General features: G+C 61.3%; 22 protein-coding genes. 11 read left to right on the top strand and 11 right to left on the bottom strand.

Features of this window, described 5'->3' with window-relative positions; genetic code table 11:
- The first annotated feature begins 65 nt into the window (after nucleotides 1-65).
- A complete protein-coding gene (locus tag HY067_04180) occupies nucleotides 66-584 on the top strand; it encodes a pilin (GenBank protein ID MBI3527145.1) in 519 nt (172 codons plus the stop codon).
- A 29-nt stretch (nucleotides 585-613) separates the two neighbouring features.
- Here the strand turns inward: HY067_04180 and HY067_04175 are convergent, their stop codons facing one another.
- The 6 genes from HY067_04175 to HY067_04150 all read right to left on the bottom strand — a co-directional run bounded on the left by HY067_04175 (nucleotide 614) and on the right by HY067_04150 (nucleotide 6,020).
- Nucleotides 614-1,606: an acetoin utilization protein AcuC gene (locus tag HY067_04175; protein ID MBI3527144.1), complete on the bottom strand. Its 993-nt coding sequence runs from the start codon at nucleotides 1,604-1,606 to the stop codon at nucleotides 614-616.
- Between the two features lie 70 nt (nucleotides 1,607-1,676).
- Nucleotides 1,677-1,982 carry a DUF2007 domain-containing protein gene (locus HY067_04170; GenBank protein MBI3527143.1) on the bottom strand — a complete coding sequence of 102 codons (306 nt, stop codon included), beginning with the start codon at nucleotides 1,980-1,982 and terminating at the stop codon, nucleotides 1,677-1,679.
- Nucleotides 1,982-2,554 carry a GDYXXLXY domain-containing protein gene (locus HY067_04165; GenBank protein ID MBI3527142.1) on the bottom strand — a complete coding sequence of 191 codons (573 nt, stop codon included), beginning with the start codon at nucleotides 2,552-2,554 and terminating at the stop codon, nucleotides 1,982-1,984. The genes HY067_04170 and HY067_04165 overlap by 1 nt, the downstream gene beginning before the upstream one ends.
- Nucleotides 2,551-3,906: a DUF2157 domain-containing protein gene (locus HY067_04160; protein MBI3527141.1), complete on the bottom strand. Its 1,356-nt coding sequence runs from the start codon at nucleotides 3,904-3,906 to the stop codon at nucleotides 2,551-2,553. The genes HY067_04165 and HY067_04160 overlap by 4 nt, the downstream gene beginning before the upstream one ends.
- A 49-nt stretch (nucleotides 3,907-3,955) precedes the next feature.
- Nucleotides 3,956-5,047 carry a PA0069 family radical SAM protein gene (locus HY067_04155; GenBank protein ID MBI3527140.1) on the bottom strand — a complete coding sequence of 364 codons (1,092 nt, stop codon included), beginning with the start codon at nucleotides 5,045-5,047 and terminating at the stop codon, nucleotides 3,956-3,958.
- A 127-nt stretch (nucleotides 5,048-5,174) separates the two neighbouring features.
- Entirely contained in the window at nucleotides 5,175-6,020 is an 846-nt protein-coding gene (locus tag HY067_04150; GenBank protein MBI3527139.1) for an alpha/beta hydrolase, read from the bottom strand.
- 273 nt (nucleotides 6,021-6,293) lie between these two features.
- On the opposite strand from HY067_04150, the gene HY067_04145 reads away from it, so the two are divergent.
- The 9 genes from HY067_04145 to HY067_04105 all read left to right on the top strand — a co-directional run bounded on the left by HY067_04145 (nucleotide 6,294) and on the right by HY067_04105 (nucleotide 15,397).
- On the top strand, nucleotides 6,294-6,920 hold the full coding sequence (locus tag HY067_04145; GenBank protein MBI3527138.1) for a porin family protein: 627 nt from the start codon (nucleotides 6,294-6,296) through the stop codon (nucleotides 6,918-6,920).
- A gap of 140 nt (nucleotides 6,921-7,060) precedes the next feature.
- On the top strand, nucleotides 7,061-7,933 hold the full coding sequence (locus HY067_04140; GenBank protein MBI3527137.1) for a sulfurtransferase: 873 nt from the start codon (nucleotides 7,061-7,063) through the stop codon (nucleotides 7,931-7,933).
- Entirely contained in the window at nucleotides 7,881-8,912 is a 1,032-nt protein-coding gene (locus tag HY067_04135) for an SDR family oxidoreductase (GenBank protein MBI3527136.1), read from the top strand. The genes HY067_04140 and HY067_04135 overlap by 53 nt, the downstream gene beginning before the upstream one ends.
- Nucleotides 8,913-9,216: 304 nt before the next feature.
- Entirely contained in the window at nucleotides 9,217-10,080 is an 864-nt protein-coding gene (locus HY067_04130; GenBank protein MBI3527135.1) for an N-acyl homoserine lactonase family protein, read from the top strand.
- A gap of 67 nt (nucleotides 10,081-10,147) precedes the next feature.
- Nucleotides 10,148-11,122 carry an ABC transporter ATP-binding protein gene (locus HY067_04125; protein ID MBI3527134.1) on the top strand — a complete coding sequence of 325 codons (975 nt, stop codon included), beginning with the start codon at nucleotides 10,148-10,150 and terminating at the stop codon, nucleotides 11,120-11,122.
- 109 nt (nucleotides 11,123-11,231) lie between these two features.
- Nucleotides 11,232-11,939 carry an ABC transporter permease subunit gene (locus HY067_04120; GenBank protein MBI3527133.1) on the top strand — a complete coding sequence of 236 codons (708 nt, stop codon included), beginning with the start codon at nucleotides 11,232-11,234 and terminating at the stop codon, nucleotides 11,937-11,939.
- Nucleotide 11,940: 1 nt separating this feature from the next.
- Nucleotides 11,941-13,575: a Gldg family protein gene (locus HY067_04115; GenBank protein MBI3527132.1), complete on the top strand. Its 1,635-nt coding sequence runs from the start codon at nucleotides 11,941-11,943 to the stop codon at nucleotides 13,573-13,575.
- Entirely contained in the window at nucleotides 13,572-14,210 is a 639-nt protein-coding gene (locus HY067_04110) for a DUF4340 domain-containing protein (GenBank protein MBI3527131.1), read from the top strand. Before HY067_04115 ends, HY067_04110 begins: the two co-directional genes overlap by 4 nt.
- A 71-nt stretch (nucleotides 14,211-14,281) precedes the next feature.
- Nucleotides 14,282-15,397, top strand: coding sequence for a HupE/UreJ family protein (locus tag HY067_04105; protein ID MBI3527130.1), 1,116 nt, complete (start codon nucleotides 14,282-14,284; stop codon nucleotides 15,395-15,397).
- A gap of 220 nt (nucleotides 15,398-15,617) precedes the next feature.
- On the opposite strand, the gene HY067_04100 is transcribed toward HY067_04105, so the two are convergent.
- Entirely contained in the window at nucleotides 15,618-16,655 is a 1,038-nt protein-coding gene (locus HY067_04100) for a methyltransferase domain-containing protein (GenBank protein MBI3527129.1), read from the bottom strand.
- Nucleotides 16,656-16,748: 93 nt separating this feature from the next.
- Here HY067_04100 and HY067_04095 point away from each other — a divergent pair, with 93 nt between their 5' ends.
- Entirely contained in the window at nucleotides 16,749-17,240 is a 492-nt protein-coding gene (locus tag HY067_04095; protein ID MBI3527128.1) for a TlpA family protein disulfide reductase, read from the top strand.
- Nucleotides 17,241-17,411: 171 nt separating this feature from the next.
- On the opposite strand, the gene HY067_04090 is transcribed toward HY067_04095, so the two are convergent.
- The 4 genes from HY067_04090 to HY067_04075 form a co-directional block, all read right to left on the bottom strand.
- Complete coding sequence (locus HY067_04090; protein MBI3527127.1) at nucleotides 17,412-19,889, bottom strand: SAM-dependent methyltransferase; 2,478 nt, start codon at nucleotides 19,887-19,889, stop codon at nucleotides 17,412-17,414.
- A gap of 79 nt (nucleotides 19,890-19,968) precedes the next feature.
- Nucleotides 19,969-20,604, bottom strand: coding sequence for a protein-L-isoaspartate(D-aspartate) O-methyltransferase (locus tag HY067_04085; protein ID MBI3527126.1), 636 nt, complete (start codon nucleotides 20,602-20,604; stop codon nucleotides 19,969-19,971).
- A gap of 209 nt (nucleotides 20,605-20,813) precedes the next feature.
- A complete protein-coding gene (locus HY067_04080) occupies nucleotides 20,814-21,929 on the bottom strand; it encodes a branched-chain amino acid aminotransferase (GenBank protein MBI3527125.1) in 1,116 nt (371 codons plus the stop codon).
- Nucleotides 21,926-22,228: a hypothetical protein gene (locus HY067_04075; protein ID MBI3527124.1), complete on the bottom strand. Its 303-nt coding sequence runs from the start codon at nucleotides 22,226-22,228 to the stop codon at nucleotides 21,926-21,928. Before HY067_04075 ends, HY067_04080 begins: the two co-directional genes overlap by 4 nt.
- Between the last annotated feature and the right edge of the window lie 75 nt (nucleotides 22,229-22,303).

Raw genomic sequence — 22,303 nt, 5'->3', positions numbered from 1 at the left:
ACAAGCCCTGCTTGATGGTCTTGACGATTAGATAAACGGCCCACTTGATCTCCTAGGATCCCGACATGCAAACATCCGAAGGTGGTTTCACCCTTATCGAGTTGATGATCGTCGTCGCGATCATCGGCATTCTTGCCGCGGTCGCGTTGCCGGCCTATCAGAACTACGCCGCCCGCGCCAAGGTCTCGGAGGCACTTCTCGCCAGCAGCGTATGCCGCACGAGTATTGCAGAGATAGTGCAGTCGGAGACCAACCTGCCGGCTGCGGGCCAGTGGGGTTGTGAAACATCGGCCAGTGCAACCGCGGCGTCGCGCTACGTGTCGAAAATCCAGACCAACAGCCTGGGAGCGATGAGAATCGAGATTCAGGGTGTCAGCGCGCTGGTAGATGGCCAGAGAATCGTTCTGCGTCCCTGGCCGGACGTCTCGCGATCTGCGACGATCGTCGGAGGCGACCGCGTGGCGATGTGGGATTGTGGACCAGACCCCAATAACACTGTTGACATCTCCGGCTACGTGCCAGCGTCATGCCGCGCCAGCGCAGCCCAGATCGGATCGGTTTCCGGATTCGCCAGCAGCAGCTGAACACCGTTCCGACTCCGCTGCTCGAACGTTTACGTTTTCAGTGCCGAGGTTTTCCGGGCGACGATTTCGCGCAGTACCGCGTTCCAGGCTTTTGCCAGATTATTGCGGTCGTAGCCTCCGCCGCCGAAGGCCATCAACCTGCCTCTTGAGAACCGCTCGGCGATATCCACCAGACTCTTTGCCGCACGCGCGTGCGTTGCCGCGGAATATTCCAGGTGGGCGAGTGGATCACCCTGCAGCCCGTCTGCGCCACACTGGAAGAGAATGAATTCCGGCTCGAAGCGAACCAGATGTTGTTCGACTCGCGGCCAGACTTCCGCGAACTCGCGGTCACCGGACCCCGGATTCAGCGGGATATTGAGCTTGCTGCCTTTGGCGGCACCTTTGCCGGTTTCGTCTTCGCGCCCCGTACCCGGATAAAGATAGCGGCCGTCCTCATGGACGTCGGCGAAAATCAGGTCCGGATCTGCTTCGTAAGCGTAGAAAATGCCGTCGCCGTGATGCACGTCGATATCCACGTAGGCGATCCGCCTGATACCGTATTGCTGCCGCAGCGTCTCGATCACCACGCCGAGATCGTTGAACACGCAGAAGCCCGCGGAATGGTCGCGCCCGGCGTGATGCAATCCGCCGATAGGCTGAAAGCTGCGGGCGCATTCACCTCGCACTACTTGCGCTAGCCCGTCGAGGGCCGCACCGACCACATTCGCGGATGCTTCGAAAACGCCGGCGAATACCGGCGTGTCGCCATTGTCGAGAAACTCGAGCTTGTCGCGCTCCGCATGCATCACCTTCTCGATATGGCGTTGCGTGTGGAAGCGACCGATCTCTTCGTTCGTGGCGATACGCGGCGGGCAGGTCCTGACTTTCGTGAGCAAACCTTGTATTTCGGCCTCCTTCAGGAATGCGCCCTGGCGGTCCGCCCCGAGCGGATGTCCGTTGGGAAAACCATACCGGGCAAGCTCCTCGCCGACCAATAGACAAGCATCCGTTACGGTCGCCGCTTCGAGTTTCCTTGCCATCAGCATGATCGGCACTCCCAACACGCCCATCGCGATTTCACGCAGCACACCGCGGCGCGTGGCAGACAGTTCAGAACTCCCGTCCACAATTCCAGCAGGTATGAAAGTTGGCGGGATTTTCTTCATGACAGTGCGGACAGAACGTCGGGCTTGACCGAGGCTGTGGCTGCTCGATCTGATGGATCAGATCTCGCGCCTGCTTCGCGTCACCTTCGTCCATGATCCATACTTCGGGCCACGCTTGGTGGAAGGGGATTTCGCCCATGACGCTCTGTGCATTTTCGTTGAATACGCGCGCGTCGATGCCTGCCTGCGCAAGCAGACCACGCACAAGGTGCGCATCGGGAAGCGTCTGCGCGGAATAGATTTTCAACATCAGAGCAGCGTTTCGATGGTTTTCGGCCGGCCGTTCACCAAAACCGCTTTGATGCCGGCATTGCCGAATCGGTCCACGGCAACCTGGATGGAAACCTTCTCATCCTGCTGCGGACGCTCCAGCTCGCGACCGGTGCCTTCCTGCACGAAGTAGTCCTCGATGCCGTACTTTACGTGCAGCCGCGTCACTTCCGCCATCTTGTACCCCGCCGCATCCCATAGCTTGTCATCGGTGTACTCGACACTGCCTTTGATCACGGCCTGCCCGTCGCCTGGGCGAGGACGGCTGCGGTGCACCGATACCGCCTTCCAGTATTCGCCATCGGGCGCCAGGACAACGAAAACCGTGTCATGGCGCTTGAATATCCCGTCCCCCGCCAGCTCTTCCAGTTTGAGGTCGGAGACCTTGTAATTGAGCCGCACATAGTCACCGGAAAACAGCGAACGCGGATCGATGGGTTGGGTTTCAAGTATCACGGGAATACCGGTCGCCAGCGTCCACTGGCGCATACCGATCATCGCGAGAAGGATCAGCGTCTGCACCAGGACGGTGATGAAAAGGCGTCCGCTCATTTGACGCCGCCTTCCAGGGTGCGCGTGATCCTGCGGCGGCTGCGTTCCAGGACGATGCCGGCGACGATCAGCACCAGCCCTCCGCCCATGAAGAAATAAGAGCGGCCCAGCAAGGTCCAGAAAGTATCGAGATAGCGCGCAAGAATGCCGAGCGCAAAGAATGCGAATGCCAGGTTCACCAGGCCGCGATCATGCGCGGCGATGCCGACGTAGATCAGCCAGACCAGCCCGCCGAAGAACAGCAGGTTGAACAGGATGGGAACGAACTGCGGATACTCGCCGCGGGCAAACAGGTTGACAAAGATCAACGCCGTCACGATCGCCAGCAAACCCCAGCCCCAGTCGAGATGCCCGGGGCGCCCCCTGCCGGCATCGACTCTGCGATGCTGCCACGCCAGTGCAATGACCAGAAGCAGCGCAACCAGAGTCGCAATCACCCATTGGCCGGTGTGCGCCGGTTCGACGTCACCGCCGGCGCGCCACCAGCCGGTTTCCTTGTGAAGTTCGGGAAACGTCAGGACGAACAGCGCGGCAAGCGCTGCGATACCGGCATAACGTTTGACCAGACCGGACAGATCGGCAGCACTATCCGTGCGCTCCATCAACATGCCGGCAAGAAAGGCGGCGAGATAAATCAGGAAACACAACTGAGCCATGTAAAGCATTCCGCCGCGCACGGCCCATTCGACGTGAAATACGGCAGACCAGCTCCAGAACAGAATACCGACCGCCGCCGCATGGGCGGCAAACCGCCAGCGGTGCTGAACCACGGGCGGCAGGCAGGCGAGCCAGAACAGCAGATAAGGCCAGTGCACCGGACGGTCGAAGCCGAAACCTTCCATGCCGGTCCAGAGGATGGCAAGCAATGCCGCGGCGCAAAGTGCGGGATGGGAACGCAGCAGATAACTTGCCAGCAATGCACCGAGTGCCCACATCAACACGCCGTTCGGGTAGTGCGAAGAGATGTGATAAATCTGTGCGATCAGCCAGATGTTGGCGCCGAACAGAAGAACGCCGAGCAACAACACCGCTTGACCCACCAGCGGATGGGCACCACGCCCGAGCATGTATCCGGCGATGGCGTACGCAACCCACATGCCGCCGAACAGCACCCCGAGCTTTGCGATCTTCGGCAGCCATTGCCAGTTCGCAGCGAAGAAACTGATGATTCCGGAGCCGAGGAGCAATACACCGAGGATAGCCAGCGCTACGGTGAGATAGGGAATTCCGCCACCGGCGCGCTCCTTTTCGAAGGCGAGGATGTCTTTCGCGCCTTGGCCGGAAAGAAACCCGCGCTCGCCCCACTCAGGCAGAGCTTTTTCCAGCCGTCTGATGAATCCCGCGTCGCGCATTGCCGAAGGTTCCCTTCCCTCGTGCCGCCGATTATTCGCTTTCGGATCCTTAGAACAGATCCATCTGTCCGTCCAGGCGCGGCCGCTTGAATTGCGCAATGTCCAGCACGCGCCGGTGTTCGTTCAGGCCCAGCCGTTTGCAGGCTTTCTCGAACCGCATCCTCAGCAAGTCGGCAAACTCTCCGCTGCCTCGCATGCGCGTGCCGAATTCGGGATCGTTCTCGCGCCCGCCGCGCATCTGCTTCACGCGGCTCATGACATGCTCCGCCTTAAGCGGATAGTGATGCATCAGCCAGTCTTTGAAAAGGTCTTTCACTTCGTACGGCAAGCGCATCAACACATAGCCCGCGGAGAGCGCGCCGGCATCGTGTGCCACTTCGAGAATCTGCTCTGTCGACGAATCGGTGAGGAACGGTACGATCGGAGCCACCATTACCCCGACCGGTACACCGGCGTTCGCCAAGCGGCGAATGGCGTCGATCCTGCGAGCCGGCGCCGAAGCCCGCGGCTCCATCCTGCGCGCCAGATCGTGATCGAGAGTGGTCACCGAAATAAATACGGTTGCCAGGCCTTTTTCCGCCATGGGCGCCAGGATATCGAGGTCGCGCTCGACCAGCGCGCTCTTGGTGATGATGCCGACCGGCTGGTTGCACTCCGCCACCACCTCCAGGATCGACCGGGTAATCTTCCAGTTGCGTTCGGCCGGCTGATAAGGATCGGTGTTCGCGCCAATAGTGATGGTGCTGCAGACGTAACCGTGCTTGGCGAGTTCCTCGCGCAGCTTTTCGGCTGCATTCACCTTGGCGAATAGCCGCGTCTCGAAATCGATGCCGGGCGAAAGATTCAGGTACGCGTGGGAAGGCCGCGCGTAACAGTAGATGCAGCCATGTTCGCAACCGCGATACGGGTTGATGCTGCAGGTGAAGGGGATGTCCGGCGAATCGTTTCTCGAAATGATGCTCTTGACGCGCTCGGCCGTGACAATGGTCTTGGGCCGTCCCGGCTCATCTTCGAATGGCACATCCCATCCGTCGTCGAACGCTTCCCGCGCAGCTTTCTCGAAGCGGCCCTCCGGATTGAGGGTCGCCCCGCGCCCCTTGTAGGCAGCGCCATGGTCTCCGGTAACGGTTTTCAGCGGCATACTGTAATTATATACAGTCAACCGCATTGTGAACAGTGAACAGCCAACAGTGATCGGTTGGCGGAAGAACGTCCTTAAGGCGGGCCTACTTACCGTTCACTATTCACCGGTTACTGTTCACCTCCCTTTACAGCCCCATCATTCGCAGGGCCGCCTTGCAAAGCTCGGCTTCGGGATTGGCTAACGAATTCAGGATCGTGAAATGGTTGTCATCGGGGCAGGGAATGTCTGCCGCGATGACGGTCGACCACTGGTTGGCGATCAGCGCGTGCTGCTCCTTGAAGCCACCGAGCTCGCGCCCCCCTACTGCTATATAGACGGGCGCCTTGGTGGCGGGTGGCATCAGCCCCGGGCTCAATTTCAGCGCGTCGGACTCGTTCAGGCGTAGATCCGCGTTAATCGAAGGCGTTAGGGCGATCGACCCCAGATCGTAGATGCCGCTGACCGAGAGGCCGCCCTGCATCACTTTCTCGGGCAATCCCCGGGAATAGCGCGGCCACTGCACCGCCATGCACATCGCTGTCAAATGACCGCCGGCTGAATGCCCGGCGACGAAGATCCGGTTGCGCGGCGCGCCCACTTCTGCGGCGTTGCGGTAAAGCCATGCCCCGGCCTTGAGGCATTGCAGCACGATATCTTCGACTTTCACCGCCGGACACAGCGAATAATTGATCGCGGCGACGGCGGCCCCGGCATTCACGAAGGGTGTAGCCACGAAGGAATGGTGCTTCTTGTCGAGGGATCGCCAGTAGCCCCCATGAATGAACATCAGCAGCGCTTTCGCCTCGCCGCGAGGCCGAAAGATATCCATGGTTTCCATGCGGTCGTCGCCATAAGGCACGTCCAGTTCGACATCGAGGCTGCGCCGCGCCTGTTCCGACCGGGTCGCCCAGCTGTCGAAATGACTCTGGAATTCCGGGACCGCCGCCCGGTTGTTGAACATCGATTCATAGTACGCGGCGTCTTTGATCATTTCGGAACTCCACCTTTTCCAGGTTTAGTTTTAAGGACTTATGGGGCGGACGGAATATGACGGCGTCAGCAGATTTCAGAATCATGCAGGAATCGGCCGCAGATGCAAATTCCCGGGCGTTGGTTTCGACCCTCAAAACATTTATTGCTCTGCGGGAAACATATTCAGATCCTTGTGAATCAAACGCTTTGAATATTCGGGGCGATCGCCGAACTGGCTGGTCGCACCGGAATATTCTGCTCGCCAATACCCCATATTTCACCGGAGGTTGACATGCTTCGATTGACCCGCTGGACGTCGCTGATGTTTGCGATCATTGCCTTGAACCCGCTCATTGCCGGGGCGGACTCCACCGGGATGTTTGCGCCCGAACGGGTGGGCCGCTGGTATATCGGCGGTGGACTGGGCGGATTCAGGGAAGAATCCAATTCGCAGGTGCAGAACCAGGATGGCCAGTACGGCAGCTTCTTCAGTGGGGGTTACCGGCTCCACCCCAACATTGCCCTCGAAATAGATGGACTGTATTCCTCGCAAAAAATGGATACGCCCCCGACGATCCCCAACTCGACCGGCAGAACTCAACTCCACTCCGCAGGCGCCGGTGGCATCGTGAAATTCATCCTGCCGCTGGACCGCGTGGAACTATACGCAGGCGGCGGGCTGGGGCTTTACACCAGCCAACTACGGGTCGATGCATCACCCGACGATATAAGGCAGGAAGACGAGAACAATATCGGCTATCAGGCGCTGGTTGGCGCCGATTTCTTCGTTTCGCGCTACGTTTCGGTCGGGATGGAGTACCGCAGATTCAAGCTCGACGCGGACTTCGGCGCAACCATTCCCGGCAAGATCGACGCCGGTGGCGATTTCCTGTTCGCCACGGTGCGTGGCCATTTCTAATCTCGGCCCAGGCCACCATCGACCCTGCGTACCCGGCACTTCAAGTGCCGGATTTCAACTTTCGCACGACGATCGAACCGCGGAGACCGGCTTTTTTTTGGTAGCCTTCGGTTTTCGACAGACGCACAGTCTACGAAGACATGACGCAAGGCTTCGTTCGTCCCGAGTTTCTGGTTGAAACCGACTGGCTGGCCGAGCACCTGCAAGATCCCGGGGTGCGAGTGCTGGATTGTACAACCCATCTCCCCCCGCTTCCGGATAACAGCTATTACACAGTACGGCCGGGACGCGATGATTTCCTCAAAGGGCACATTTCCGGCTCGGCATTCGTGGATATGGACCACGACGTGGCCGACACTTCAGCCCCGTTCCATTTCATGCTGCCCTCGAGCACCCAGTTCGCGGAAGCGATGTCTGCGCTGGGCATCGGCCACGATACGCTGGTCGTGAGCTACTCGGGCGCCAACCACTGGTGGGCGACGCGAATGTGGTGGATGCTGCGCGTATTCGGACACGAGCGCGCGGCGGTCCTCAATGGCGGATTCCAGAAGTGGCGCAAGGAAGACCGGCCTGTTGACAGCGGTGCTGCCAAGCCGTCCGCCAGATCGCACTTCAAACCGTCCTCTGCGCGCAGGGATATGGTCGCCACCAGAGAAGACGTGTTGGCGGCGATCGGGACCGCAGACACTTGCATCATCAATGCGCTGCGTCCGGAGCAGCACACCGGCACCGGTGGCGTATATTATGGCCGCCGCGGTCATATCAAGCGCAGCGTCAACCTTGCCGCGATGGCGACGGTGGACGACAACAACGTTTACAAGAGCGCGGAGGAACTGCGCCGCATGTTTGCCGAGCCTTTGTCCAGACCGACTGTCATCACGTATTGCGGCGGCGGCATCGCGGCATCGGCCGACACGCTCGTGCTGACGATGCTCGGCCACGACAACGTCAAGCTCTACGATGCCTCGCTGTCCGAATGGGCGAGAGATCCCGCTCTACCAATGGAAATGTGAGGAGGCCCGCGTGTTCAAGCAATTCAGGATCAATCCCGAGGAATTCAATGGTCCGGTGCTGGTGACCGGCGCGGGTGGGTGCATCGGCAGCTGGGCACTGACCCTGCTGACCGACGCGGGCGTGCCGGTGGCGGCAATGGATCTCACTGAAGACAAGCGGCGCCCGAAATTGCTGATGGCCGAATCCGAGCTCGCCCAGGTGCAATGGTTTACCGGCGACATCGCCGACACCGCTGCCGTGAACAACGCCGTGGAAAAAAGCGGCGCAAAGGCGATCATCCATCTTGCCGCGCTACAGGTTCCATTCTGCAAGGCAGATCCCGTAGCCGGCGCGAAGGTCAACGTCGTCGGCACTATCAACATCTTCGAAGCCGCGCGCAAGTTCGGCATCAAGCGCATCGCCTATGCGAGCTCGATTGCCGCGCACGGCGTCTTCGATCCGAAGACCATGGCGACGCTCTACGGCGCCTACAAGTTCGCGAACGAACAGACCTCCCGGGTATACGCGCAGGACTGGCAGATTCCCAGCGTCGGCCTGCGTCCCGGCGTCGTCTATGGCATCGGCCGCGATCAGGGGATGACCTCGAAAACAACCGTGGCGATCCTCGCTGCGGCTGCCGGCAAGCGATACACCATTCCATTTCGCGGACCGGTTTCCTGGCTGCATGCAGGCGAGGTTGCTAGCGCGTTCATCAAGGCTGTGTCCAGGGATCGCAATGGCGCAGAGGTATTCGACATCAATGGCGTGGCCTCGACGGTCGAGCAGTCGGTAGAACTGATCAGAAAGCTTGCACCAGAGGCAAGGATCAACATATCGGGCGATGCCCTGCCGTTTCCCATGGCGCTGTCGGACCAGCCGGTGCGCAGCTTCCTCGGCGACTATGGCTCGATTTCAATCGAGGATGGCATCCGCCAGACCCATGAGGTGTTCGCGACCTTGCTCGAGAAAGGACTGATCAGCGCCGACAATCTCGCCTAGGCGGAACCGGACCACCCCGGAAACCCGCCCCGCGCGGGGATTTGGCGAACTTCTTACAAAAATGAAATTTCGTAGGAAATACATTTTGTAATTTAGCGAGTTACCCCGCAACTCGAATTGACGCGTTGAAACGGAAAGGGCAAACTTCCGTCGCGCCGTATCGCAAGTACCTGAACGCAATCGCAGGGAAACTCAAAAATTCCCGCCCCGAATGTTTGGGAGAAATAAGGAATCACAGGCGGTGCATGTGGGTACTAAAAAAGTAGAAGAACCACCACTAAAATTCCAAGGAGGAATTGAAACCATGAAGAAATCAGGCATCGTCGCCGCATTGCTGGGCCTGCTGTGCGTGTTCGGTTCGTCCGGCACGTTCGCACAAACCGTGAAAGTGTATTGGACCACCAGCGGCATGTTCGGTCCGTTCCCCATCACCGGGTTGATCCCCACCGTGCCGAAGGAAAGGCAGCGCGACATCACCATTCCGGTCAGCATGTGGATCATCGACCATCCGAAGGGCTTGGTCGTATTCGACACAGGTAACAACGTCGCGATTACCCAGGACTGCAAAGCCTACTGGCAACCCGGCTTGTGCGATTTCCTGAAGCCGAGCGCGAAGCGTGAAGACATGATTGACATGCAACTGAAGAAGCTCGGCTATTCCGCCGACAAGGTCAAGATCGTGGTGACTTCGCATACCCACCTCGATCACGGCGGCAACTTGAAGATGTTCCCGAACGCCATCCACGTGCTCCAGAAGAAGGAACTCTTCCAAGGCTGGTGGCCGGAGAAGTTCCAGGGCCGTACCGGTGGCGCCTTCGTCATGGCTGACCTGGAGGGCACCCGCGATTTCAATTTCATGGAATTGGACGGCGACTATGACCTGTTCGGTGACGGGTCCGTCCTGATTCTGAGCACGCCGGGCCACACCATCGGCCATCAGTCGATGAAGGTAAAGACCGCCAGCAGCGGCACCATCATCATGTCGCAGGACGCAATCTGGATGCAGGAAAACCTGGATGGCTATCCCGCCGGTCTGAATTTCAGCATCCAGGCCTACACCAATTCGATCAACCGTCTGAAGTTCATGCGCGACATCGAAGGCACTTCACTGTTCTTCGCACATGACCAGGATCAGTTCGCTGCCAAGGGCGGACGCTGGTACAAATAAGCAAGTCCGGTCTCCGACCGCTTTGGAAGGCCCCCTTCGGGGGGCCTTTTTGTTGCCGACAAATCTGATGAATACTCCCTCCGCTGCAATCGCCCTGGAATCGGTCTCCAAGCGCTTCGGTTCCAAGACCATCGTCCACGACATGACATTCTCGGTCGACAAGGGCGAGATCGTGGGCTTTCTCGGCCCCAATGGCGCGGGCAAGACCACGACGATGCGCATGATCGCCGGATTCACCACGGCCTCGTCGGGGCGAGTGACGGTCGCCGGCTTCGACATGGCCACCCAGAATGAAGAAGCGGCGCGCAGACTCGGTTACATGCCGGAACATCCCCCGGTTTACGATACGCTCGATGTCACGCAATACCTGACCTTCGTCGCGCGCGTCAAAGGCGTTTCGCGCAACGAAGTCCGCTCCGAAATCGACCGCGTAGCCACGGCATGCCGGCTCGAAAGCGTGCTCAAGCGTGAAATCTACAAGCTGTCGAAGGGATATCGCCAGCGCGTCGGTCTGGCGCAGGCGCTGCTCGGCAAACCCGAAGTACTCTTGCTGGATGAGCCCACTGCGGGCCTGGACCCAGGGCAAATCCAGGAAACGCGCGAAGTGATCCGTTCCTTCGGGGAGCAGCATGCGGTGCTGTTGAGTACCCATATCCTCCCCGAGGTGACACTGATCTGCCAGCGGGTCGCCATCATCAACCAGGGCCGCCTGCTTGCAATCGATTCGCCGGCCAGCCTGCAGCGCGCCTCCGAACAGACCAATCGGGTATTGCTGATCGCAAGCGCACCGGCGGAAGCATTGCGGACGGAACTGCTTTCGATTTCCGGCGTGAGCGCAGTGACAGCCCGTCCGGTGCCGGGCATCGAAGGCATGCTCAATGTCGAATGCCAGACGGATGTCCGGGAAGGCGTGGAAGCCGCGATCGCGCGGGCCGTGGCCGGCCGCTGGGATTTGCACCGGCTGGAGCGCCAGCAACCGACTCTGGAGAACATTTTCCTGCGCTACGTCGGCCAGACGGAAAAAGAGGGGGTAGCCGCATGAGCCACCCGGCGAGGGGCCCCGTGCGTACGGGGATCGACGGCAAAGCGAGTGCGGCCCGGCGTCGACCCGGAAACATTTGCATTCCCGCTGCCGTTGAGGAGGCACCGCAATGAACGGAGTCTTGGCCGTTTACCAAAAAGAGCTGCTGAGCTATTTCCGGTCGCCGATCGCCTATTTCGTCGTGGCCGTGTTCCTGGTGGGCACGGGCTACTTCTTCACCTACAACATGTTTCTCTCGGGCAGTGCCTCGATGGACGAGACGTTCCGCAACATGGGCATCCTGATCCTGACCTTGCTTCCTCTGGTGTCGATGCGGCTGTTTTCGGGCGAATACAGCGGGCGCACCATGGAACTGCTGATGACGCTGCCCCTGAAAACGTGGGAGATCGTGCTCGGGAAGTTCCTCGGGGCGGTCACGATTCTGCTGCTGATGACGGCCGGCACCTTCATCGACCTGGTGCCGCTGTATCTTTTCGGAAATCCCCAGACCACGACCATTGTGGCCGGCTATATCGGTTTCATTCTGCTGGGTATGGCCTGCCTCGCGGTGGGCGAGTTCTTCTCCGCCCTGACCCAGAACCAGATCGTCGCCGCCCTGATCGCGGTGCCGGTCCTGCTGAGCTTCTGGTTCATCGGACATCTGCAGACTTTCCAGGTTTCCCAAACATTGCGCGGTCTTTTCGCCTACCTTTCGTTCGCGCTTCACTACGCGGATTTCGTCCAGGGCTTGATTCGGAGCGAAGCCGTGCTGTTCTACCTGATCGTCAGCGCCATCGCGCTGACCTTGAATGCCGGTTTCCTGCAATGGCGACGCTGAAATGGACAAATTCTTCCGATCCGGTCTGATTCTTATCGCGGGCGTTGCGCTGCTCGCGCTCGCCGGCGCAATTCACGCAATCCTGCTCGAAGGCAAGCTCTGGACCCTGCTGATCGGCGCTGCCGGCGTTGCACTCGTCGCATGGGGCGCCTATGCATTGCGCGCCGAATTCGCCACCCTGGTGCGGCAGCGGCGTGGCGAAATCGTGCTCTACACCCTGGGCGTGGTGGGCGTGTTTTGCGCGATCGCCTACCTGTCCGTCCAGTTCCCGGCGCGCCTCGACATGACCGAAGAGGGAAAGTACTCGCTGTCGGGGCAGACGGTCACCATGCTCAAGCGGCTGGAAAAGCCGGTGCACATCACCTTCTTCCATGACCCGCTGATGCGCGAGACCGTGGAACTGTATGAGCTGATGGCCCGGCAGACCGACAAGCTCACGCTTGAGTTCTTCGATCCCATGCTCAATCCTGCGCAAGCGCGGATGCGCGGGGTGCAATTCGCCGGCACGTCCCTCCTCGAGAGCGAAGGCCGCAAGATGCAGTTCAACGGCTCAAGCGAATCGGAAATCGCCAATGCCATCCTGCGCATCTCGCAGGGCGTCACGCAGAGAGTCTGTTTTCTCGACGGACATCGAGAGCCCGATCCCTTCAGCTTGGAGACCCATGACCACATGGAAGGCACGGCCGGCCATACTCACGGCCTGGGATCTGTGTACGAGATGCACCAGCAGCATGGTATGGCCAAGGCCCGCAATGCCCTGGAAACGCTGAATTACACCGTGGAAAAGATCTCGCTTTCCCAAAGCGGCTCGGCAGAAACGCTCACCAAGTGCTCGCTGCTGGTCATCGCCGGCCCGACGCTTGCCCTGCTGCCGGTGGAAGTCTCGACGATCCAGCGCTTCCTCGCCGCCGGCGGCAACGGGTTCTTCCTGCTCGATCCTTTCGTGCGCACCGGCCTCGAGCCCGTCCTGCGCGAATATGGAATCGTCGTCGAAGACGATATCGTGATCGACGAGTCCAGCCACTTCTGGGCCGATCCGTCTTCTCCCGCCGTAACCGATTACAACTATCATCCGATTGCCCAGGACCTTCCTCTGACCTTCTTCCCGGGCGCCCGGTCTTTTGCTCCGACTCCGCAACGGATTCCCCGGACCGATGTCATTCCGCTGGCCAACTCGTCAAAACAGAGTTACGGACAAACCGATCCCAAACGAACACGCTTCGAAAAGGACAAGGACCTGCCCGGTCCGCTGACATTGATGGCCGTGGCCATACGCCGCCCGATTCCGGCCGGCGATACGCCATATCGCGCGCCCGAAGCGGAGAAAGCCGCGGCAAAGGTCGGCAAGGACGCGACCGTTCCGGTGACCGGTAACTCCCGGATCGCCGTCGTGGGCGACTCGGACTTTGCCACCAATTCCTTCTTTCACATCATGGGCAACGGCAGGCTGTTCCTGAACACGGTGAACTACCTGGCGTCCAAGGAAAACCTGATCGGGCTGGAGCCGCGCGCGCGCGCTGTGCCCCGGGTCAATCTCACCAATCGCCAGATGAAGGGGACTTTCTTCCTCGCGGTCATTCTTGTTCCCGCGCTGCTGGCTGCGATCGGCGTCGCGGTCTGGTGGAAACAGCGATGAGCGCCGGCGCAGGCATTCGGCGGCGCGTACTGATTGTCTGGCTGCTTCTGGCCGCGCTCGTTGCCGGGATCGGCGTGATGGAATTCAGGAATCGATCGCGCCTTCCGGAAGACGTGGCCGAACACGTGGCTGGCGCGGAAGGTTCGCGCATGCTGCTTCCCGCCGCAGTCGCGGACTTGGGTGCCATCGAGATCGGACACGCGGGCACCCTGCATCGCTTCGAGCGCGATGCAACCGGCGCCTGGTTCTATCACGGCGTCCATGCCAATGCGCAGGCTGCCCACGCACACCAGACCGATCCGGCGCGGGCGCAGACCATCGACAAGGCGTTCGCCGCGCTGGGACGCACGCGGATGGAGCGCCAGCTCAAACTTGACGTGCAGTCGGGCGCCTACGGTCTCACTGCGCCGCAGATGATCATTCTGGTCTATGGCAAGGACAATCCGCAGCCGCTTGCCCAGTACGCCGTCGGCGACGTCGCGCCGGATGGTCTGAGCCGCTACGTGCTGCGAGTGGGGAGTGCATCGGTCGTCACCATCGCCAATTATCAGATCACCAATCTTCAGAACCTCATTCAGGCGGTCGGCGGCAGCGCAGCGCCGGCGCACAGGATCGAAATCGAGAAGCGCGGCTGACGCCGGCATTGCCGCCACCCGGGAGCGGCAGGTAAACTTCGCCGCCCTACGAAGCGCAAACCCTGCAAACGATGACCCGTACCAAGCCGACTCCCGCCGCCTGGAAATCTCTCCGCTCCGCGGTTGGCAGACAGACGGCGAAGGCGTTCGCACTGCTCCTGCTGCTCGGATGGGCTGGTCTGGCCGGTGCGCACACTGGTGGCATGACAGGGTTCGCCACCATTACCATAAACGAAAAGTCCGTGCGCTACAGTCTGACATTGTCAGACATTCCGCCCGGCCCCCTCGCCGAACAGATGCACCTCGGCCAATCGGGTGCGACACCGGACTACCGGCCGCTCATCACGACGATCAGCGAAAAAATCCATCTTGCCAGCGACGGCGCGACCTGCGCGGCCGCCGAAGGTCGAATTGTGCCACCGTCCGCGACCTCCATCAGCATCACGGGAACCGTGGATTTCATCTGTCCCGGCGAGATCCGCAAACTGACCATTCGCGACGACATGTCGGAAGCGCTCGGCAGCAACCAACATACGCTGGCGCTCATCGTGTGGTCCGGGGGCAGCCAGCAGTTTGCGTTCGGCTCCGATGCTCGGGAGACCAGCGTTTCAGCAGGGGAACAAGCCCGCGCCTCACGCGGAGCCGGCAGCTTCTTTCCCCTGGGCATCGAACACATTCTGACCGGCTACGATCACCTGCTCTTCCTGCTGGCGCTGATGTTGCGCGGCGGCGGATTGTGGTCGTTGTTGAAGATCATCACCGCCTTCACCGTCGCACACAGCATCACGCTGGCACTCGCCGCGCTGGACGTGGTTGTCCTTCCCAGCGCGCTGGTTGAATCCGTGATTGCGCTTTCGATCGCCTACGTCGCATTGGAAAACCTGCTGCCGCGCTATGCGGTATCCCGCCGCTGGGCGGTGAGTTTCCTGTTCGGCCTGGCGCACGGATTCGGGTTTTCCTCGGTGCTGCGGGAGATCGGATTGCCGAAGGAAAACCTGCTGCTGTCTCTGCTGAACTTCAACCTCGGCGTGGAAGCGGGTCAGTTGACCGTCGTATTGCTGGTCGTTCCCATCCTGATGCGGCTGAAATCAAAGTCGTGGGAACCGCGCGTGGTCGCAACCGTCTCGGGCGTAATACTGGCGGTGGGACTGGTCTTGTTCGTCGACCGGGCATTTTTTGGCGGATAACGCCGCCACCAGTCACAAACGCCGTCAAGACCCTCACCGCTCAAGCCCTCGCGGAAAAACTGTCGTTGGTGGTGCAGGCCATGAACACGTCGGGCCCCGTGCGAGCAATGGAACCGGGCGAGTACCGCGGCACGGATCCGCGCGAATTCGGCCTCGACAAACCGCAGTCTCGGCAATCGCCGACGGCGTATTCACGAAATGACCCGAATCGGCGCGCGCTTCAGCGTCGTATCGTCAGCACGGTAAACCCCTCGCCGATCAACTCGCGGTTGATCGCGCCTTTCAGCCCCGCGTCGCGCAGCAGCTTTTCCTGTTCTTCACGCGTCGGAATCACGTTGCCCCAGATCAGTTCCTCGAAGCCGGTCTGCAACGGAAAGCGGAATTCGGGACGGCGCGCTTCGTCCAGCGTGGTCGGATAAGTTTCGTCGACGATGACCATCCAGCCGCCGGCCTTGAGCGTGCGCGCCGCGGCACCGACGACGGCGGGACGTATCTCCGGCGCGATCTCATGCAGCACTTCGATCATCACGACCGCGTCGAACGCGACTGCGGCATCGTCCACTTTTTCCTTGTGCAAGGTAATTCGCCCGGCGAGGCCGGCCTGCTGCACCTTGTCGCGGGCTTTGGCCAGGCTCTCATCGTCGATATCGACGCCCACGAGCCGCGCGCCGGGAAAGGCTTTCGCCGCCTGCAAAAGGAAATTGCCGGTGCCGCAGCCGATTTCGAGAATCGCCCCGCCGGCGGAAAGGCGTCCCGCGAGGTCCGTCAATCCGGGCAGGATCTTCTTGGCGGTGACAACCTGCAGACCTTGCGTGGATTCGGCGATCGCCTGGTTGAAGTGGTCGCCGCGTCCCTGAAATGGTTTCGCCTTTCCGGACTTGAAAGCTTCGCGGCAGCGGCGGAAATCGTCCGCCGCCACTTCGATGCCCAGACGCACGTAGCCGCCGAGGTAGCGCGGATGCGTTGGGCTGGCGAGGATCGCATCGAAATACGGTGCGAGCCGGTATTTTCCGTGCGCATCCGCATCCAGGATTTCCAGCCCGTAAGCGGTCTTGCACCAAACCTCGACGTATGGCGCGTGCAATCCGAGCTGGCCCGCCAGTTCGGCACCATTCAGTCCCGGCGTCTGCGCCAGCGCGCGGAACAAGTCCAGGTGCACGCCCAGATCGATCAGATGAATGGTATTGAATCCGCGCCGCCACTCGAATATGCGGGCAACCTGCGAATCGGCGGTGATCTGACTGCCTGCTTCGGCCATTGCGTCACCTCCTGGTCTATTTCGATGATCGGCAAAGTATACTGGCGTGCATCGGACGCTGACGAAGCATTTCGACTGAGCTGGATTCCCCGCATGAAAAAGCTGAAAGCCCTTGCCGCCCTGCTTTTTATTCTTGCCGCCGCACCGGCCGAGCCGGCCGCCGAGCTCGGCGAACCCACGCCTGCCCTGAAGGGCACGCTGTTCTCCGGCGAGGCTTTCGATCTTACGCAGATGCGCGGCAAGGTGGTGCTGGTCAATTTCTACTCCAGTTACTGCAGTTTCTGCGCATACGAGATCGGCAATCTGGAAACTTTCTACGAGCAGCACCATGACCAGGGCTTCGAAGTCATCGTCGTCGGCATCGACAGCCTGGAAGACCGCCATCGCGTCGAGCGCATGCTCGGGATCTATGGACTGCCGGGTGTGATGGCCGACGATCTCGAGCAGAACGGATTCCAACGCAAATATCCGACCCCTACTGCTTTCGTGATCGACCGCAGCGGCACCGTGCGCAGCCAGACCCGCGGCGCGAAACAGCCGTATTACTACGCGGAGAAAGTGCTGCCTCTGTTGCAGGAGAAGTAACAGCGAACTCAGGTGGTCCCGCGCCGAAGCGGCAGCCGCAGTATCCCGAATACCAGCGCGGTGCCGATCAGAATCAGTCCGCAGCCCGCCAGCATGACCAGGGTGATTTGCTCGCCCAGCAGCAGCGCATCCCTCGTCCTTCATCGACCACTCGATCAGCTGTTCGGATCACTAGCAATGCTGTAAACGCGTCCTCCACGGGAACACCGCGACGGCGAGCACATATAGGGCGGCAGCGGCACATAGCACGCTGGTAAAGCCAAGATGGATCGCGAGCAGCGTCGCCAGCACCGCTCCCGTGACCGAGGTGCAGGCATTGATCCCCCACGCCCATGGCACCAGTTGCGGCGCCTGCGCGCTCAACGCCTGCAGCCCAATCGGAAACGGCATTCCCATGCACATTCCCAGCGGCAGGATGAGCAGCACGGTCAGTGCAATCCGGACTGCATCGGGCAGCCCGATCAGCGTCTCGAACATGCCCGGCAGCGCCAGCAGATAGCCCGCGATCAGCAGTACGATGGCGATTACCGGCAAGGCGATCGGCGCAAGCTCTCCGCGCACCAACCGTGCGACCCGTTGCGAGGCCATGCTGCCCAAGCCTGCCGAGAGCAGGAAGGCGAACAGCACCACCGCGACGGCATACAGAGGGTGGCTCAGAAACAGGACGAACTTCTGGATGAAGGCGATCTCGACGAACATGAATCCCGTTCCCAGTGCGGCGAAATAGGCTGCGGTGCGAAGCCGCCCCGTTCGACGGTCTTCCGGCTTCGCCCGATGCGACCATACAAGCGGCAGCAGGATCAGTACGGCGCTGACCAGCAGCGCCTGCGCGAACGTGGCAACCACCAGCGGATAACCCCATTCCAGCAGCGGCAGGCCGCCACGATCCTTCAGGCGCAGCAGTTCGGGCAGCGTCTTCCAGCGGAAAAAATTGAAGAAGTAGGGACTGTCGTCGGTCGCCGGCGCAATGTCGAACTTGTAGCGCTCGATGAAATTGTCGCGCTGCGGCCCGAGCAGCGCGACGGCACCTTCGTGGAAGTACGGCCGGTCAAGTCGGTTGTAGCGGTCCGCCTCCTCCGGGTGCATACCGGGATACCACACCAGGTCGAATCCACGCAGGCGGCAGAATTCGCGCAGTCGCGCGATATCTTCCGTGGTGACCTCGCCGTTCTTCACGACGAGTGTCGCCGTCTTCCAACTGCGGATCAGCACGATGCGTGCCGCCGGATCGCGCACCCCGTCCCGCTCCAGCGCGACGACGGCAGTGGCGAAGAGCTTCAAGGTGTCGCGCGGTGGCAGACTCACCCAGCGCGTGATCGACAGAACTCCATCCGGAGCGAGATGCGCCATAAAACGCTGCATCGCCTCGACGGTGTAGAGAAAGCTTTCCGACAGCGCGTGCAATCCCGCAGACGAGGCGCCAAAGGAGTCCAGCAGCGCAACCTGGATGATGTCGTAGCGCTCCCGGCCGGCAGCGACGAATCCGCGCGCCTCGCCGATGTGCAGTCTGACGCCAGGCTGGCTGTAAGGCCGGCCGGAGAATCCGGCGAACTGCCGCTCCACCAGGTCCACGACTTGCGGATTCAGCTCCACCGCATCCACGCTGGCGGCACGGTGGTACAGCGCCTGCAGCACGTCCCCGCCCGCCCCCGCACCGAGCACCAGTACGCGCGGATCGCGCGCGAGGTGATAGGGCAGCGCTGACGTGAGGTAGTCGAGATAGTTCAGGGACTCGCGCCGGCCGTCGAAACGGTCGAGCGCGCTCAATCCGTCGCCGTCGGTGAAGACGCCGAGTTGCGCAGGCGGCTCGTCTGGTGCGCTGAGGCTCAACCCCGGCGCATGCCGCAGCGGCACCTCGGGACTCTCGACCACTGTCACCAGTCCGAGCGGGCTGGAGCGCTCGGCGACGACGCGCGCACCCATGACATTGAGCGCCTGCGACAGTTGCTTGTATTCCGACACGCGCAGTTGCGCAAGCGGTGTCTGCAGGGCCAGAACGATGACCACCGCAAGCGCGATCGGCAGCGCCGCCGCGAGTTGCGGCCTTCCCCCCGCAAACCACCAGACGCACGCCGCCGCGCTCAACGCCGCGGCTGGGACGCAACCCAGCACTGTTGCTGGCGACATCGCGTACAGCGCCAGGATCACGCCGAGACTGCCCGCCGCGCCACCGACGATATCGAAGCTGTAGATGCGATGCGCTTGCGCGGCGAAGCGCGTGAAGGTGAGGCATACGCAGATCGCCGCGAAGAAGAACGGCACGAACAGCAGAAGATAGATTGCGAGCAGCCACAACGGCTGGCGCCAGTCCCACAGAAACTCCAGCGCGTTGAACGGCAGCCGCTGCGCTGCCAGAAAGCACGCGACCGCAGTCACCCCAAACCCGCCAGCGGCCGCGGCGAAGGTTGCGACGAAGTGCGGCTCGAGGCGCGCGCGGAGCAATGTTACCGCCGTGCCCGCGGCGCCGTAGCCGAGCAGCGCCACGCTGATCATCATGTAGGCGAAGTGATGCCACTGGATGATCGAAAAGAGCCGCGTAAGCAGGATCTCGTACGCCAGCGCCGCAGCGGAGACCAGCGCCAGCGCGAGGCCGAGCGCAAGCGGCAGGCCGATCCTTTCGGGCGCAGCGCCGTTCGCTAGCGACGGCATGCGGTTCCGCCGCCGGTTGTGAAGCGCAAGCGCGCGATCGCGGCATTGTCCATGGCGTTTGGCCGCTGCCGCGGCACCATCAATGCCCGCCGGTCAGCGGCACGAAACGCACAGGCAATATCTGGCGGCTGGTCACCGAGCCGTCGGGCTCTTTTTCCACAAGCAGCAAAACCTGCGTGAGGAAACTCGTGCCCACCGGGATCACCATGCGTCCACCCGGCTTGAGCTGGCGGACCAGCGATGGAGGGACGTGATTGGCGGCCGCGGTCACCATGATTCCATCGAACGGCGCGTGCTCCGGCCAACCGTAGTAGCCGTCCGCCACTTTCACCTGCACGTTGCGGTAGCCGAGTTGCGCGAGACGAACGCCAGCCTGGCGGCCCAGCGGGTCGATGATCTCGATCGTATGGACCGTGCGGGCGAGTTTGGCCAGGATTGCCGCCTGGTAGCCGGAACCGGTACCGATCTCGAGGACGACGTGATCGGGCCTGGTCTGCAGCAGATCGGTCATGAGCGCGACGATGTACGGCTGCGAAATCGTCTGCCCGTGTCCGATCGGCAGCGGCCGGTTCTCGTAGGCATTGCCCTGCTGTGCGCCAGGCACGAACAGATGCCGCTCCACCTCGCCCATCGCCTCGAGCACCCGCTGGTCGAACCGAGGGCGCCCGGTTTCTTCGGCAGTGAGCCGTGTCATCTGCTCGATCTCGCGCACCATTACTCCGCGCGCTGCGGCGTAATTGTCCTCACCGCGGGCAGTGCTCGCAAAGACCAGCACCGCGAATAGTCCGCCTCTGGCGATCCGCAGCAAAAGGAAACGAAAGATGGGAAGTCGATTGCACCACATGCTCGGGTACAAGTATGGAGGCAAACGACGTCGCTAGGAACGGCAGACGCTCGGGGCAGGCACGGCAAGACGGGAAAGCGTTACGCGCTGGTGACGGAAGTTGCCCTGGTTTCGGACGCAACTTTGACCACGCGCGTCCAGCCGTAGGGATCGGCGGCACGGCCGTACTGGATGTCGGTCAACCCCTTGAACAACCGCTGCGCCACCGGCCCCGGTTCGCCAGTGCCCAAGTCGTAGTCGCGGCCCTGGTAGCCAAAGCTGCCGACCGGCGCGATAACGGCGCCCGTGCCGATGCCGAACGCTTCGGTGATCCTGCCTGCCTCGATGTCGCGCAGCACGTCGCGGATGTCAATGCGGTCCTCGCTCACGCTGTAGCCGAGATCGGGCGCAAGCGTCAGCAGGGAATCGCGCGTCACGCCTCGCAGGATGGCGCCGGACAACATCGGCGTGCGGATGTGTTTGCCCTCGTAAACGAAGGCGATATTCATCGCGCCGACTTCATCGACGTAACGCCGTTCGACCGCGTCGAGCCACAGCACTTGCTGATAGCCTGCGGCGATCGCTTCCTCCGTCCCCGCCAGACTGCCCGCATAGTTACCCGGTGTCTTCGCCTCTCCGGTGCCGCCGCGTACCGTACGCACATAGCCGTCGGACACGAACACCGAGACCGGCTTGAAGCCGCCTGCAAAGTACGGCGCGACCGGGCTCAGGATGATGTAATGCAGGAAAGTGCGGCTGGCGCGAACCTCCAGCGTATTTTCGACGGCGATCATCACCGGGCGGATATAGAGCGCCGCGCCTTCCTGCTTCGGCACCCAGCCATGTTCGAGCTTCACCAGTTCCGAAATTGCCTGAACGTGTTCGTCGATGTCGACCTCGGGCATTGCCAGACGCGCGGCGGAGCGATTGAACCGCTCGGCATTCTTCTCGACACGAAACAGATTGAGATTGCCGTCCGGGCGCGAGTAGGCCTTGGTTCCCTCGAAAATCATCTGCCCGCAATGGAAAACCTGGGATGCCGGATCGAGCGCCAGCGGCCGATAAGGCCCGATGACCGCATCGTGCCAGCCCTTTCCGGCCGTGTAATGCCGCGTGAACATGCGCGCAGTGAAATGCCGCCCGAAACCCAGCGGGTTCGGTAGCGTTGAAGGCGCCGACTGCGTGCAGGGTTCGATGCGGATCTCGAGCTTGCTCATGTAGCGTTCTCCCGGAGGAAGTACGCGACCAGCGACTTCCATTCTTCTTCGAGTGCGGCGTCAGCCGTCTTTTCCCCGGCACGGCGATACCAATAGCCCGCATTGGCAAGATCGCCTTCTATGCGATGCAAGTGCGCGTGCACCAGCGCATTCGCGTTGTTGTCTTCATGTTCCTGCACGATCGCGTGGGCGCGATCCCAGTTGCCTTTGCGCAGATACCATAGCGCCTCCAGCGCGGGAATCAATCCCGCCGGCGGCGAATCCCGGGACGTGGTCAGCGTGAATTCCTGCAGGTCCATGTTGCTCGGCGGTCCAAGGACGCCATTATCGATGGATTCCACGTTTTTTGCCCGCAAAAAAAACAGATGGGCGCC

It is taken from the genome of Betaproteobacteria bacterium, from assembly GCA_016194905.1.
Taxonomy (GTDB): domain Bacteria; phylum Pseudomonadota; class Gammaproteobacteria; order Burkholderiales; family JACQAP01; genus JACQAP01.
This window is presented reverse-complemented; position numbering and strand designations above follow the sequence as displayed.